The 12,743-nt window shown below is 68.7% G+C and carries 13 protein-coding genes; 5 read left to right on the forward strand and 8 right to left on the reverse strand.

What is annotated here, in order from left to right; all coding sequences use genetic code 11:
* Positions 1-15: 15 nt before the first annotated feature.
* Complete coding sequence (locus MRBLWO14_RS00940) at positions 16-534, forward strand: DUF3515 family protein (RefSeq protein ID WP_341934617.1); 519 nt, start codon at positions 16-18, stop codon at positions 532-534.
* 21 nt (positions 535-555) lie between these two features.
* Here the strand turns inward: MRBLWO14_RS00940 and MRBLWO14_RS00945 are convergent, their stop codons facing one another.
* The 6 genes from MRBLWO14_RS00945 to leuC form a co-directional block, all read right to left on the reverse strand.
* Complete coding sequence (locus MRBLWO14_RS00945; protein ID WP_341934618.1) at positions 556-1,638, reverse strand: D-alanine--D-alanine ligase family protein; 1,083 nt, start codon at positions 1,636-1,638, stop codon at positions 556-558.
* The gene (locus tag MRBLWO14_RS00950; protein WP_341934620.1) at positions 1,538-2,677 is read right to left on the reverse strand and encodes an NAD(P)H-dependent glycerol-3-phosphate dehydrogenase; all 1,140 of its coding nucleotides are present in this window, start codon (positions 2,675-2,677) and stop codon (positions 1,538-1,540) included. Before MRBLWO14_RS00950 ends, MRBLWO14_RS00945 begins: the two co-directional genes overlap by 101 nt.
* Positions 2,667-3,422, reverse strand: coding sequence for a lysophospholipid acyltransferase family protein (locus MRBLWO14_RS00955; protein ID WP_341934621.1), 756 nt, complete (start codon positions 3,420-3,422; stop codon positions 2,667-2,669). Before MRBLWO14_RS00955 ends, MRBLWO14_RS00950 begins: the two co-directional genes overlap by 11 nt.
* A 5-nt stretch (positions 3,423-3,427) precedes the next feature.
* Positions 3,428-4,795: a UDP-N-acetylglucosamine 1-carboxyvinyltransferase gene (gene murA / locus MRBLWO14_RS00960; RefSeq protein WP_341934622.1), complete on the reverse strand. Its 1,368-nt coding sequence runs from the start codon at positions 4,793-4,795 to the stop codon at positions 3,428-3,430.
* Between the two features lie 63 nt (positions 4,796-4,858).
* Positions 4,859-5,455, reverse strand: a complete 597-nt coding sequence (gene leuD, locus MRBLWO14_RS00965; RefSeq protein WP_341934623.1) for a 3-isopropylmalate dehydratase small subunit — start codon at positions 5,453-5,455, stop codon at positions 4,859-4,861.
* Positions 5,456-5,457: 2 nt separating this feature from the next.
* Entirely contained in the window at positions 5,458-6,933 is a 1,476-nt protein-coding gene (gene leuC / locus MRBLWO14_RS00970; protein ID WP_341934624.1) for a 3-isopropylmalate dehydratase large subunit, read from the reverse strand.
* Positions 6,934-7,120: 187 nt separating this feature from the next.
* Between leuC and MRBLWO14_RS00975 the strand changes: the two genes are divergently transcribed.
* Positions 7,121-8,416 (forward strand): PLP-dependent transferase, encoded by a 1,296-nt coding sequence (locus MRBLWO14_RS00975; RefSeq protein WP_341934625.1) that lies wholly within the window; start codon positions 7,121-7,123, stop codon positions 8,414-8,416.
* Positions 8,413-9,726, forward strand: a complete 1,314-nt coding sequence (locus MRBLWO14_RS00980) for an LLM class flavin-dependent oxidoreductase (RefSeq protein ID WP_341934626.1) — start codon at positions 8,413-8,415, stop codon at positions 9,724-9,726. Before MRBLWO14_RS00975 ends, MRBLWO14_RS00980 begins: the two co-directional genes overlap by 4 nt.
* Positions 9,727-9,746: 20 nt before the next feature.
* Here MRBLWO14_RS00980 and MRBLWO14_RS00985 read toward each other — a convergent pair whose 3' ends face one another.
* A complete protein-coding gene (locus MRBLWO14_RS00985; RefSeq protein ID WP_341934627.1) occupies positions 9,747-10,244 on the reverse strand; it encodes a DUF427 domain-containing protein in 498 nt (165 codons plus the stop codon).
* A gap of 36 nt (positions 10,245-10,280) precedes the next feature.
* Here MRBLWO14_RS00985 and MRBLWO14_RS00990 point away from each other — a divergent pair, with 36 nt between their 5' ends.
* Positions 10,281-10,874 (forward strand): LON peptidase substrate-binding domain-containing protein, encoded by a 594-nt coding sequence (locus MRBLWO14_RS00990; RefSeq protein ID WP_341934628.1) that lies wholly within the window; start codon positions 10,281-10,283, stop codon positions 10,872-10,874.
* Positions 10,875-10,879: 5 nt separating this feature from the next.
* Here MRBLWO14_RS00990 and MRBLWO14_RS00995 read toward each other — a convergent pair whose 3' ends face one another.
* On the reverse strand, positions 10,880-11,884 hold the full coding sequence (locus tag MRBLWO14_RS00995) for a TerC/Alx family metal homeostasis membrane protein (RefSeq protein WP_341934629.1): 1,005 nt from the start codon (positions 11,882-11,884) through the stop codon (positions 10,880-10,882).
* Positions 11,885-12,061: 177 nt separating this feature from the next.
* Between MRBLWO14_RS00995 and MRBLWO14_RS01000 the strand changes: the two genes are divergently transcribed.
* Positions 12,062-12,730 carry a TIGR00645 family protein gene (locus MRBLWO14_RS01000; RefSeq protein ID WP_341934630.1) on the forward strand — a complete coding sequence of 223 codons (669 nt, stop codon included), beginning with the start codon at positions 12,062-12,064 and terminating at the stop codon, positions 12,728-12,730.
* Positions 12,731-12,743: the final 13 nt, after the last annotated feature.

Below are 12,743 nucleotides of genomic sequence, written 5' to 3' on the forward strand. Positions count from 1 at the left end.
AGGTAGCCTGGATGCATGCCCACCTCTCGCCGTCTTCTCCTCGTCGCGGGCATGCTGGTCGCCGCAGCCGGCCTCGCCGGATGCTCGACCACCATCCACCTCGAGCCGGCCGACGACGCCGACAACCCGGCGTGCGCCGAGGTCTCGGTTCTCCTGCCCGATGCCGTGGGCGAACTCGACCGGGTGTGGACCGACGCGCAGGCCACGGGCGCCTGGGGCGATCCGACCGTGGTGCTCCGCTGCGGCGTCGAGCCGCCCGCGCCGTCGACCGACGTGTGCACCACGATCGGCGGCGTCGACTGGCTCGTGCTCGACCAGGAGGAGGAGCGGCAGCGTCTCGTCACCTACGGACGGGACCCGGCGATCGAGGTCATCATCCGCCGAGGCTCGGAGATCGACTTCCGGACGGTCGTGGAACAGCTGTCCACGAGCATCCGGGCGGGTCTCGCGCCCGCCACGGCGCGGTGCACCGATCGCGTGCCGACCGAGGACGGCGCAGACGAGAGCACCGACGACGGCTCGACCGAGGGCTGACCGCCGGCCGAGCCGTCGCGCTCAGCGGCGCAGGCCGGCCTCGATCAGCTCGGAGATGAGATCCCCGTAGCTCAGACCCGAGACGACCCAGCACTTGGGGAACATCGAGATCGGAGTGAACCCGGGCATCGTGTTCAGCTCGTTGACGACGAGCTCGCCCGACGCGGTGAGGAACATGTCGACGCGAGCCAGGCCGCGACCGTCGACCGCGTCGAAAGCGCGGATGCCCGCGTCCTGGACGGCCGCCACCTGTGCGTCGTCGAGCTCGGCCGGGCACACGACGTCGACGCCGTCTCCGCCGAAGTACTTGCCCTCGAAGTCGTAGAACCCGCGCGACGTGAGCACGATCTCCCCGGGAAGCGATGCTCGGACGCCCTCGGCGCCTTCCAGGATGGCCACCTCGATCTCGCGCCCGACGACACCGGTCTCGATGAGCACCTTGTCGTCCTCCGCGAAGGCGACGGCGAGGGCCGCATCGAGCTCGTCGAGCGCTTCGACCTTCGACACCCCGACACTCGATCCGGCGCGGGCAGGCTTCACGAAGAGCGGTGAGCCCAGCTCCGCAGCGGCGGCGCGGACGGCATCGGGCTGCGACGCCCACTCCCTGGCACGCACGGTGCGCCAGGGGGCGACGGAGATGCCCGCGGCCTGCAGCGCCACCTTCATGAAGTGCTTGTCCATGCAGAGCGCGGAGTCCAGGACGCCGCCGCCGGCGTACGGCACCTCGAGGGTGTCGAAGTAGCCCTGGATCGTGCCGTCCTCTCCGTGCGGTCCATGGAGGATGGGCAGCACCACGTCGATCTCGCCGAGACCGTCGACCGTGCCGTCGGCCTGCACCACGCGCAGCGTGCGGTCGCCGCCGGGCTCCGGCCACAGCACGCGGGTGCCGTTGTCGACGACCTCGGGCAGATGCGCGGCGTCCAACGGGAACTTCGCCGGGTCGTCGTCCTCGAGGACGAAGGCGCCCTCACGCGTGATCCCCACGGGGATCACGTCGTAGCGATCACGATCGATCGCGCCCAGCACCCCGCCCGCCGTTGCGGAACTGATCGAATGCTCGCTGGAGCGCCCGCCGAAGAGCACCACCACCCTCTGCTTGTCCATGGTTGGTCCTCTCCCCCTGCGGGGTGTCGTCGTCCGTCGTGAGGTGGGGTGCGATGTCGCGGGGATCCATCTTCCCGTCGAGCACCATCTTCACCTGCTCGACGATGGGCATGTCCACGTCGGATTCGCGGGCGAGCTGCAGCACCGGCGCGACGGAGGCGAGCCCCTCGGCCGTCTGCTGCATCTGCTTGACCACGTCCTGGAAGCTGTATCCCTGGCCGAGCAGGCGCCCGGCCGTGTTGTTGCGGCTCAACGGCGACTGGCACGTCGCGATGAGGTCACCGAGCCCGGCGAGCCCCTGCAGCGTCTCCGGGTGGGCGCCGTTCGCGACCGCGAAGTCCGTCATCTCGACCAGCCCGCGCGTGATGATCGACGCCTTGGTGTTCTCGCCGTAACCGACCCCGTCGACGATGCCGATGGCGACCGCGATGAGGTTCTTCAGCACGCCGCCGAACTCGGTGCCGATGACGTCGGTGTTGACGAAGGTGCGGAAGTAGTCGTTGCGTGCGGCGCGCGCCACCTCTTCCGCTGTCTCTTGGCTCCGCGAGGAGATCACGGCCGCCGTCGGCTGCTCGCGCGCGATCTCCAGCGCGAGGTTCGGACCGGATGCCACGGCGATGCGCTCGGGATCGCATCGCAGCTCCTGCTCGATGACCTGGCTCATGCGCAGACCCGTCGAGCGCTCGACACCCTTCATGAGGCTGACGATCTTGGCGTCACCGCCCGCGAGCAGCGGGCGCAGCGCCTTGAGGTTCTCGCGCAGCGACTGACTCGGCACCGACAGGTAGACCTGGTCGACGTCGCGCATCGCGACGGCCAGCTCGTGCGTCGCGCTCATCGTGCGCGGCAGGTTGATGCCTGGCAGGTACTTCGAGTTGCGCTTGGCCTCGTCGATCTCGTGAGCCAGCTCGGCGCGACGCGCCCACATGGTCACCTGCGCCCCGCCGTCGGCGAGGATCTTGCCGAAGGTGGTCCCCCAGCTCCCGGCGCCGATCACCGCGACCCGGGGACCGCTCGGAATCGTCCGCTTAGGAGTCAAGGCGACCCGTCTCCTTCTGTCCGTGGGCAGTGGGGTTCCAGCGCTCCGCCGGCGCCTTCTCGTCGCGCAGCTCCTCGAGCAGAGCCGTGATCGCATTCATGAGCCGGGTGGTGGCCTCGTTCAGCGCCGCAGGTTCGCCCGCGCGACCGCGGAGGTCCGAGACGTCCACGGGGTCGCCGACCACGACCTCCACGCGCTTGCGCAGCGGCCAGAGACTCAGGCCCTTCTGATAGCGCCCCATGATCGCCTGGGTGCCCCAGTGCGCCATGGGGATCAGCGGGATGCCGTCGGCGAGAGCGAGCCGGACCGCGCCCGACTTGCCGCGCATCGGCCACATGTCGGGGTCGCGCGTGAGCGTGCCCTCGGGGTAGACGATGACGCCTCGGCCGTGCTCGACGAGTTCCTCCGACTGCTTCATCGTCTGCTTGGCGGCCGATGCCGACGACGTGCGCGCGACCGGGATCATGCCCGTGTGGGTGAGGAACCATCCCAGCACGGGCACACGGAACAGGCTCTCCTTGGCCATGAACCGCGGTGCGCGACCGATGCGCCACACCGCGAGCGCCACGATCAGCGGGTCGAACTCCGAGTAGTGGTTCGGCGCGAGGACGAAGGCGCCCTTCTGCGGAAGCTTCTCGGCACCCGTGATGCGGATCTTCGCCAGCAGCGAGATCAGCGGGATCACGATCACCGCGAGCGGCCAGAACAGGCTCGGTCGCGTGGTCTCCGTCGACCGGGAACCCATCGGGGTCACCGGAGGACGTCGAAGTCGGCGCCGAGAGCGTCGAGCTTGGCGAGGAACTTCTCGTAGCCGCGGCTGAGGATGTCGACTCCCGACACCTTCGACTCGCCCTCGGCCGTCAGCGCCGCGATCACGTGGCTGTAACCGCCGCGGAGGTCCGGCACGACGATGTCTGCGCCGTGCAGCGGCGTCGGACCGGTGATGACGGCGGCCTGCTCGAGGTCGCGACGCGGGACACGCCGCGGGCCGGCCTGCAGCCCGCGCGGGTGCACGACGATGTCCGCGCCCATCTTGACGAGGGCGTCGGTGAAACCGAGGCGGTTCTCGTACACGGTCTCGTGCACGATAGAGCGGCCCTTGGCCTGGGTCAGGGCGACGACGAGCGGCTGCTGCCAGTCGGTCATGAAACCGGGGTGGACGTCGGTCTCGACGACGACCGGCTTGAGCTCGCCCTCACGACGGAAGAGGATCCCGTCCTCCTGGATGTCGAACCAGCCGCCCGCCTTGCGGAAGACGTTGAGGAACGTGAGCATCTCCTGCTGCTTCGCGCCGCCGACGAAGATCTCGCCGTCGGTCGCGAGCGCTGCCGACGCCCAGGACGCCGCCTCGTTGCGGTCGAAGATCGACCGGTGGTCGTACCCGCGCAGCTTCTCCACGCCCTCGATGAGGATCACGCGGTTGGGCTCGTAGGAGATGATCGCGCCCATCTTCTGCAGCACCGCGATGAGGTCCATGATCTCGGGCTCGATCGCCGCATTGCGCAGCTCGGTCACGCCCTCGGCGCGGACCGCGGTGAGCAGCACCTGCTCCGTGGCGCCGACGCTCGGGTACGGCAGGTGGATGTTCGCGCCGTGCAGTCGGGCTCCGCCCGTGGAGAGACGGATGCCGCTGGGCAGCTTCTCGACCGTGGCGCCGAACTTGCGGAGCGCGTCGAGGTGGAAGTCGATGGGACGGTCGCCGATGCGGCATCCGCCGAGATCGGGGATGAACGCCTGTCCGAGCCGGTGCAGCAGAGGGCCGCAGAAGAGGATCGGGATGCGCGAGGCTCCGGCGTGGGCGTCGATCTCCTCGAAGTGGGCCGACTCGACGTCGCTCGGGTCGAAGGTCAGCGATCCGGGCTCGTCGCCTTCCGCCACCCGAACCCCGTGCACCTCGAGCAGCGACCGCACGACCGCGACGTCGCTGATGGCCGGGACGTCGCGCAGCGTGCTGGCGGTCTCACCGAGCAGAGTCGCCACCATCGCCTTGGTCGCGAGGTTCTTCGCGCCCTTGACGTCGACGCGACCGCGCAGCGGTCGCCCTCCTCGAATGGCGAGGACGTCTCCGGTCAGCGGGGGGACCCCGTCGGGGAGAGCGTCGCGCACAGGTGTCGTCATTCGGGCCTCACTTCGTTCAAGGAATTCGGGGCGGGGTCGCCCTCGGCTCCCCCGCCCCTCCGTTCACTGAACGGGGAGAGTCCGGGGCCGCCACGACTCGCGACGGGCCTCGAACTGCGCGATCTTGTCTTCGTTGCGCAGGGTGAGCCCGATGTCATCGAGCCCTTCGAGGAGCCGCCATCTAGTGTAATCGTCGATACCGATCTCGGCCTGGATGTCGCCGATCGACGCGGTCCGCTGCTCGAGGTCCACGGTGATGGAAACACCGGGATTCCGGTCGATCTCGGCCCAGATGCGCTCGAGATCCTCCTCCGAGATGGTCGCAGCGAGCAGGCCCTGCTTGCCCGAGTTCCCCCGGAAGATGTCGGCGAAGCGCGGGCTCAGCACGACCTTGAATCCGAAATCGCGAAGTGCCCACACCGCGTGCTCGCGGCTCGACCCGGTACCGAAGTCGGGACCTGCGACGAGCACGCTCGCGCCCTGGAACGCGTCCTGGTTGAGCACGAAGTCGGGCTCCTGCCGCCAGCCGTGGAAGAGGGCGTCGTCGAAGCCCGTCTTGGTCACGCGCTTGAGGAAGACGGCCGGGATGATCTGGTCGGTGTCGACGTTCGACCGCTTGAGCGGTGCGGCGATACCGGTGTGCGTCGTGAACTTCTCCATGGTCAGACCTCCACCTGCGTCGCCGTGCTCGTCGACGCATCGCTCATCAAGTCCCCGGGGCTGGACAGCGTGCCGCGGATCGCGGTCGCCGCAGCCACCAGCGGCGACACGAGGTGCGTGCGGCCGCCCTTGCCCTGACGACCCTCGAAGTTGCGGTTCGAGGTGGACGCGCAGCGCTCTCCGGGCGCGAGCTGGTCCGGGTTCATGCCGAGGCACATCGAACAGCCGGCGAACCGCCACTCCGCCCCGAAGTCCTTGATGACCTGGTCGAGCCCCTCGGCCTCGGCCTCGAGCCGCACGCGTGCCGAGCCGGGGACGACCATGACGCGGACGCCGTCGGCCTTCTTCTTGCCCTTGATGATGGACGCGAAGGCCCGCAGGTCCTCGATGCGGCTGTTCGTGCACGACCCCATGAACACGGCGTCGACCGGAACCTCCTTGAGCGGTGTGCCGGGAGCCAGGTCCATGTACTCGAGCGCGCGCTCGGCGGCGGCGCGCTCGTTGGGGTCGGCGATCTGCGCCGGGTCGGGCACGGAGGCCGACAGCGAGCTGCCCTGGCCGGGGTTGGTGCCCCAGGTGACGAACGGCTCCAGGTCGTCGGCGTCGATGAACACCTGGGCGTCGAACTCGGCGCCGTCGTCGGTGGGAAGCGTGCGCCAGTAGGCGACGGCATCCTCCCAGTCCTGTCCCTTCGGCGCGTGCGGACGCCCCTCGAGGTACGCGAACGTCGTCTCGTCCGGCGCGACCATGCCCGCACGGGCACCGGCTTCGATCGACATGTTGCAGATCGTCATGCGTCCCTCCATGGAGAGGGCGCGGATCGCGCTGCCGCGATACTCGAGCACGTAGCCCTGTCCGCCGCCGGTGCCGATCTTGGCGATGACCGCGAGGATGATGTCCTTCGCCGTGACGCCTGGGCGCAGCGTGCCCTCGACGTTGATCGCCATGGTCTTGAAGGGCTTGAGCGGCAGGGTCTGCGTGGCCATGACGTGCTCGACCTCGCTGGTGCCGATGCCGAAGGCCATGGCTCCGAACGCACCGTGCGTCGAGGTGTGCGAGTCGCCGCAGACCACCGTGATGCCCGGCATCGTGAGGCCGAGCTGCGGACCGACCACGTGCACGATGCCCTGCTCGGCGTCACCCAGCGAGTGCAGCCGCACGCCGAATTCGGCGGCGTTGCGCCGCAGCGTCTCGATCTGGGTGCGGCTCGTGAGGTCGGCGATCGGCTTGTCGATCTCCCACGTGGGGGTGTTGTGGTCCTCCGTGGCGATCGTGAGATCGAGGCGACGGAGCGGACGCCCCTCTGCGCGCAGACCGTCGAAGGCCTGCGGGCTCGTCACCTCGTGCACGAGGTGCAGGTCGATGTAGATGAGGTCTGGCTCGCCGTTCTCGCCCTTGACGACCAGATGGTCGTCCCAGACCTTCTCGGCCAGTGTCCTGCGGCGTGCGGGAGCGGACTCCGATGCGGGGGTGTTCAATGCGGTTCTCCTGAAGCTGGCGGTTCGGCCCACGATGGACTCCGCGACGAGGAGGGGCTCAGAACGAGGTCTCGTCGCGGCCGCTAAGAAGGAGCACGATCCGCATGACGTCAGGTTACCACCGCTTCCGCGCGGCGAGTCACGCCGTGACACAGTACTGTGACCCGCACCATCGAGAGGCACCCGCATGACCGACGACTCCCTCGGCTTCGCCACCAAGGCCGTCCACGCCGCCCGGAATCAGCAGCCGGCGGCGTCGCGCGCGACCCCGATCTACCTCACGGCGGGCTTCGAGTTCGACGACTTCGATCACGCGGCCAACCACTTCGGCACGGGCGACGGCTTCGGGTACACCCGCACCGGCAACCCGACCGTCCGCGCGGTCGAGCGGCAGCTGGCCGCCCTCGAGTCCGGCACGGACGCGGTCATGGTGGCGAGCGGTCAGGCCGCCGTCGCCACCGCGCTGCTCACGGTCGCCGGAGCCGGAGACCACATCGTCTCGTCCACGCACATCTACGAGGGGACGCGCGGGCTCTTCCTCGACAACCTCACCCGCTTGGGGATCGAGACGAGCTTCGTCGACGACATCAACGATCCCGACGCATGGCGAGAGGCCATCCGGCCCAACACTCGAGCCCTGTTCGCGGAGTCGATCGCGAACGCGCGGAACGACCTGCTCGACATCGCCGCCGTCAGCGCGGTCGGTGACGAGGCCGCCATCCCGCTCATCGTCGACAACACCCTCGCCACCCCGTACCTCATCCGTCCGATCGAGCACGGAGCAGCGATCGTCGTGCACTCGGCGTCGAAGTTCCTCGCCGGGCACGGATCGGTACTCGGCGGCGTGCTCGTCGACGACGGGCGGTTCGATGCGGCGAAGGCGGGACACAACGCCCCGCACCTCGTGCTGCCCGGTCGCGGCGGCCTCGCGAGCGTGGCGGCACGACACGGCGGCAACGCGCGACTCGCGTACGCCCGCGAGTCGGTCGCTCCGCGATTTGGGGCGTCGCCCTCTCCGCTGAACGCCTTCCTCATCGGGCAGGGCGCCGAGACGCTGGGCCTCCGCGTCGAGCGGCAGTCGCGCAACGCGCTGGACGTGGCCCGCTGGCTCGCCGCTCAGGACGCGGTCGAGAGCGTCGACTACCTCGGCCTCGAGAGCCACCCTCACCACCGTCTCGCCGACACCTACCTGACCGGCGGATACGGCTCCATCTTCACGTTCACCCTGCGCGGCGGTCTCGAGGCAGCGCGCGCCTTCGTCGAGGATGTCCGGGTCTTCACGCACATGACGCACATCGGCGACGTGCGCTCTCTCGTGCTGCACCCCGGCACCACGAGCCACGCCTCGCGCACGGATGAGGAGCGCGAGGTGCTCGGCGTCCGCCCCGGCACCCTGCGTCTGTCGATCGGCATCGAAGACGTCGCCGACCTCATCGCCGACCTCACGCGCGTCCTCGCACCCGCCCGCGAGGCGGTGGCATGAGCAGGCCTCAGCACTTCGGGTGGTTCCTCGCCCGCGGATTCGGACCGCAGGGATGGGGCTACCCCTCGCTCGACTGGGACTACGACTGGACGCGCCCCGAGATCTACCAGGAGGCGGCGCGCACCCTCGAGCAGGCCGGCTTCGACCTCGTCATCATCGAGGATGCGCCATCGATGGGTTCGCCAGAGACCATCGACCTCCGGGTGCGGCATGCATTCGGGGGGCCGAAGCACGACCCGCTGCTGCTCGCACCGTATCTCTTCCAGACGACACGTCACCTCGGCGTGGTGCCCACCGTCAACCCCGCGGCGTACCTGCCGTACACGGCCGCGCGCCAGTTCGCGACGCTGCAGCACCTGAGCGGACACCGCCTCGGCCTCAACGTCGTCACCGACACGGGCAGCGCCAGGCACTTCTCGGATGCCGCGCAGCTCGGCCATGACGAGGCCTACGACCGTGCGGAGGAGTGGCTCGACGGCATCCGTTCCCTCTGGCGCAGCTGGGAGGAAGGCGCGCTCGTCGCCGACCGGTCGACCGACGTGTACGCCGACGGAAGCCGGCTCTCCGCGACGCAGCACCGAGGCGAGTACTACTCCTTCGACGGCCCGCTCAACGCGATCCCCTTCACCGACGGGGAGCCGGCCATCGTCTCCCCCGGCGGGTCAGGGCGCGGCCTCGGTTTCGCCGGAGCGAACTCCGACGTGCAGCTCGCGCTCGCCCCTCTGAACGAAGCGTCGGTCAGGGCGTACCGCGCGAAGATCCACGACGCCGCCGTCGCCGCGGGGCGCGCACCGGACGACATCAAGATCCTCTTCGCGATCCAGCCGGTGATCACCGCCTCCTCGGAGGAAGCAGACCGCATCGTCGCCGCGTCCGCCCACCCAGACGACGCCGCGCTCGTGCAGATCGCGCGCAAGCAGTCCAGCGACCTGGAGACCGATCTCACGGCGCTGGATCTCGACCGTCCGCTCGACCTGTCGATCTTCGGACCGCACGTCTCGCGGGGCAGCATCCAGCGCCTGGTCGGAGACCGCGGTGACGACGCACCGCTCCGCGCGCACCTCACCGCGCTGGCCAAGGCGGGTCGCATCACCGACCGGTCAGGGTTCGTCGGAACGGCGGAGGAGTTCGCCGACCTCATCGAGGAACTCGGCGACTGGGGCAACGACGGCGTGCTGCTGTGGGGCGACTTCCACCCCGTCACGCTGCACCGCACGCTCGACGAGCTCGTCCCGGTGCTGCGCCGCCGCGGCATCCTGCGCCGGGATTATGTCGATGGCGGACTCCAGGCGAACCTGCGGGCCTTCTGAGCGCGGTTCCGACTGTCGGGCTACCAGCCCATCGAGCCCGGGATGCCCTTGAAGGGACCGGCGACCGTCGAGGTCACCCACCCGCCGTAGAAGCCTCCCGGCTGCGGGGCGACGACCTCGTCTCCGACCGTGCAGGCGTCCATCGGCGCGGCGTAGACGGCGACCCTGTCGGCGAGCACGCCGAAACCGGGTGACGGCTGCGGGTAGTTCCAGGCAGCGCCCGGCGCCACCGAATCGCCCCCTCGCACATCGAGGTAGCGGGCAGCGCCCTTGAACTCGCAGAACGACGACCCGGGCGCGTCGACGAGGGCGCCGTCGACGAAGTCGGCGATCGGCAGGTAGTACACCGGCGGGTGGCTGGTCTCGAGAACGCGCACGGCATCCGTCGTGTCCGCGATGACCTGGCCGCCCAGGGTGATCGTGACGCGCTCCGCCACGCGCTCGACCCGGGGAGGACGGGGGTAGTCCCAGACGGATTCCTGTCCGGGGCCGGGAGTGTCGGGGCGGGGTCTGCGCATCTGTTCACTGTACGTCGCGCGGTGTTGACTGGGGTCATGACTGCGATACCGATGTTCCCGCTCGGCTCGGTGCTGTTCCCGTACACCCCGCTCCCCCTGCGGGTGTTCGAGCCGCGATACCTCACGATGATCGGACACCTGCTCGACGACGACGACCCGCAGTTCGGCGTCGTGCTCATCGAGCGCGGACACGAGGTGGGCGGGGGCGATCGACGAAGCGGCATCGGCACCATGGCTCGGCTGGTGAGCGTGACGGCCGGCGCGGAGGTGCTGCACACCGTCGCCGTGGGGACGCAGCGCTTCACGATCGACCAGTGGCTCGACGACGACCCCTACCCGCGCGCCGCGGTGTCGCCGCTGGCCGACCTCAGCTGGAACGACGCGCTGACTCCGCTGCGCACCGAGGCGGAAGCGATCGTGCGGCGGGTGCTCTCGCGGGTCGACGGACGGTGGGACGCCGATACCGAGATCTCCGACGATCCGCTCGCCGCTTCCTGGCAGCTCGCTGCGATCGCTCCGCTCGGCGAATACGACCAGTTCACGCTGCTGCAGTCGACCACGGTCGGAGCCCTGCTGCGTCAGGTCATCGATCTCACACTCGAGGCGGAGCAGCTCTGGTCAGCGGGGTGAGGCGCTCACTCCACGGTCGGCGCGATCCGTTCGGCGCGCTTCTCGCGAGCGGATGCCACGAGGCTCGCGACCGTCGCCACGGTCATCGAGACGACGATCACCCCGAGCGAGACGAGGTTGTCGATGTCGGGCACCCACTCGACGTGCTGGCCGCCGTTGATGAACGGCAGCTCGTTCTCGTGCAGTGCGTGCAGGATGAGCTTGACGCCGATGAACCCGAGGATCACGGCGATGCCGTAGTGGAGGTAGCGCAGGCGGTCGAGCAGGTCGCCGAGCAGGAAGTACAGCTGCCGGAGACCCATGAGCGCGAAGATGTTCGCCGCGAACACGAGGAAGCCGTTGGTCGTGATCTCGAAGATCGCCGGGATCGAGTCGATCGCGAAGATGAGATCGGTCACGCCGATCGTGATGAACACGATGATCATCGGGGTCCACATGCGCGTGCCGTCGACCGTGGTGCGGATCTTCGAGCCGTCGTAGGTCTCGCTGATGTCGATGCGGCGACGCAGCAGCCGGACGATGAAGTTCTCCCGCTTGACGTCGTCGTCGTGCTCGCCCTCCGGCATCGCCTGCTTGATGGCGGTGTAGATCAGGAAGGCGCCGAAGATGTAGAAGATCGGCGAGAAGTGCTCGATGATCGTGACGCCGACGAGGATGAAGGCGCCGCGGAGCACGAGGGCGATGATGATGCCCACCATCAGCACCTGCTGCTGCAGCCGACGCGGCACCGCGAACTGGGCCATGATCAGCACGAAGACGAAGAGGTTGTCGACCGAGAGGCTGTACTCCAGAGCCCAGCCCGTGACGAAGTCCCCGGCGTTGCGCCAGCCGGCGACGTTGCCGAGGATCACGGCGAAGAGCAGCGCCAGCCCGACGTAGAAGACCACCCAGAGGGTCGACTCCTTCGTGGAAGGGATGTGCGGGCGCAGTCGGATGAGCAGCAGATCGCCGAGCAGGATGAGGCTCAGCACCACCATCGAGGTGATCTCGAACCAGAGAGGGATGTCCACAGTCACACGGGACCTTTCGGGAGGCACGGAAAAGACCGAAAGTCTCTCCCCCGCACACAGGTGCGTCGCGCGCCCGGAGCAGCTTCGCCGATGCTCGTGATGACGTTACGCGCGGATCCGGGATACTCCCCCTCGCGATGTCCATGCTAGACCCGCAGCCGTGGTGGAATGGTCGCTGTGACACCGACTTCTCCCATCGACAACGCCGGCCCCGTCGCCGCGCCGCTCGAGACCACCGCTCGCAACCCGTGGGCCCGGTCCATCGGATCGCTCATCTTCGTGAGCCGCTGGCTGCAGGCGCCTCTGTACATCGGCCTGATCATCGCTCAGATCGTCTACGTCGTCGTCTTCATGGTGGAGCTCTGGCATCTGATCGTCGACGATGTGATGCACAACATCACGCACATCAACGAAGCCACGATCATGCTGAGCGTGCTCGGTCTCATCGACGTGGTGATGATCGCGAACCTGCTCATCATGGTGATCATCGGCGGCTATGAGACCTTCGTGTCGCGCATCAACACGGACGGGCACCCCGATCAGCCCGAGTGGCTCTCGCACGTCAACGCGAACGTCCTGAAGGTGAAGCTCGCGATGGCGATCATCGGCATCTCATCGATCCACCTGCTGAAGACGTTCATCGCCGTCGGCAACATGGACGAGGACGGCATCAGCAAGGCCGAGGCCGCCGGGCTGGGCAGTTACACGCCGACCGGAGTGCTGTGGCAGGTCGTGATCCACATGGTCTTCATCGTGTCCGCCCTGGCCCTCGCCTGGATCGACAAGATGTCGCAGAGCACCATCAAAGCCGCGCAGGCCGGCGCGAGCGGCACATCCGCGCACTGATTCTGAGACGATG

This window comes from Microbacterium sp. LWO14-1.2 (assembly GCF_038397715.1).
Taxonomy (GTDB): domain Bacteria; phylum Actinomycetota; class Actinomycetes; order Actinomycetales; family Microbacteriaceae; genus Microbacterium.

Bases quoted from the DNA above. Each gene is read 5' to 3' on its own strand.
- MRBLWO14_RS00940 (WP_341934617.1), top strand. From the start codon at position 16: ATGCCCACCTCTCGCCGTCTTCTCCTCGTCGCGGGCATGCTGGTCGCC.
- MRBLWO14_RS00945 (WP_341934618.1), bottom strand. From the start codon at position 1,638: ATGGACAAGCAGAGGGTGGTGGTGCTCTTCGGCGGGCGCTCCAGCGAG.
- MRBLWO14_RS00955 (WP_341934621.1), bottom strand. From the start codon at position 3,422: ATGGGTTCCCGGTCGACGGAGACCACGCGACCGAGCCTGTTCTGGCCG.
- murA (WP_341934622.1), bottom strand. From the start codon at position 4,795: ATGACGACACCTGTGCGCGACGCTCTCCCCGACGGGGTCCCCCCGCTG.
- leuD (WP_341934623.1), bottom strand. From the start codon at position 5,455: ATGGAGAAGTTCACGACGCACACCGGTATCGCCGCACCGCTCAAGCGG.
- MRBLWO14_RS00975 (WP_341934625.1), top strand. From the start codon at position 7,121: ATGACCGACGACTCCCTCGGCTTCGCCACCAAGGCCGTCCACGCCGCC.
- MRBLWO14_RS00980 (WP_341934626.1), top strand. From the start codon at position 8,413: ATGAGCAGGCCTCAGCACTTCGGGTGGTTCCTCGCCCGCGGATTCGGA.
- MRBLWO14_RS00985 (WP_341934627.1), bottom strand. From the start codon at position 10,244: ATGCGCAGACCCCGCCCCGACACTCCCGGCCCCGGACAGGAATCCGTC.
- MRBLWO14_RS00990 (WP_341934628.1), top strand. From the start codon at position 10,281: ATGACTGCGATACCGATGTTCCCGCTCGGCTCGGTGCTGTTCCCGTAC.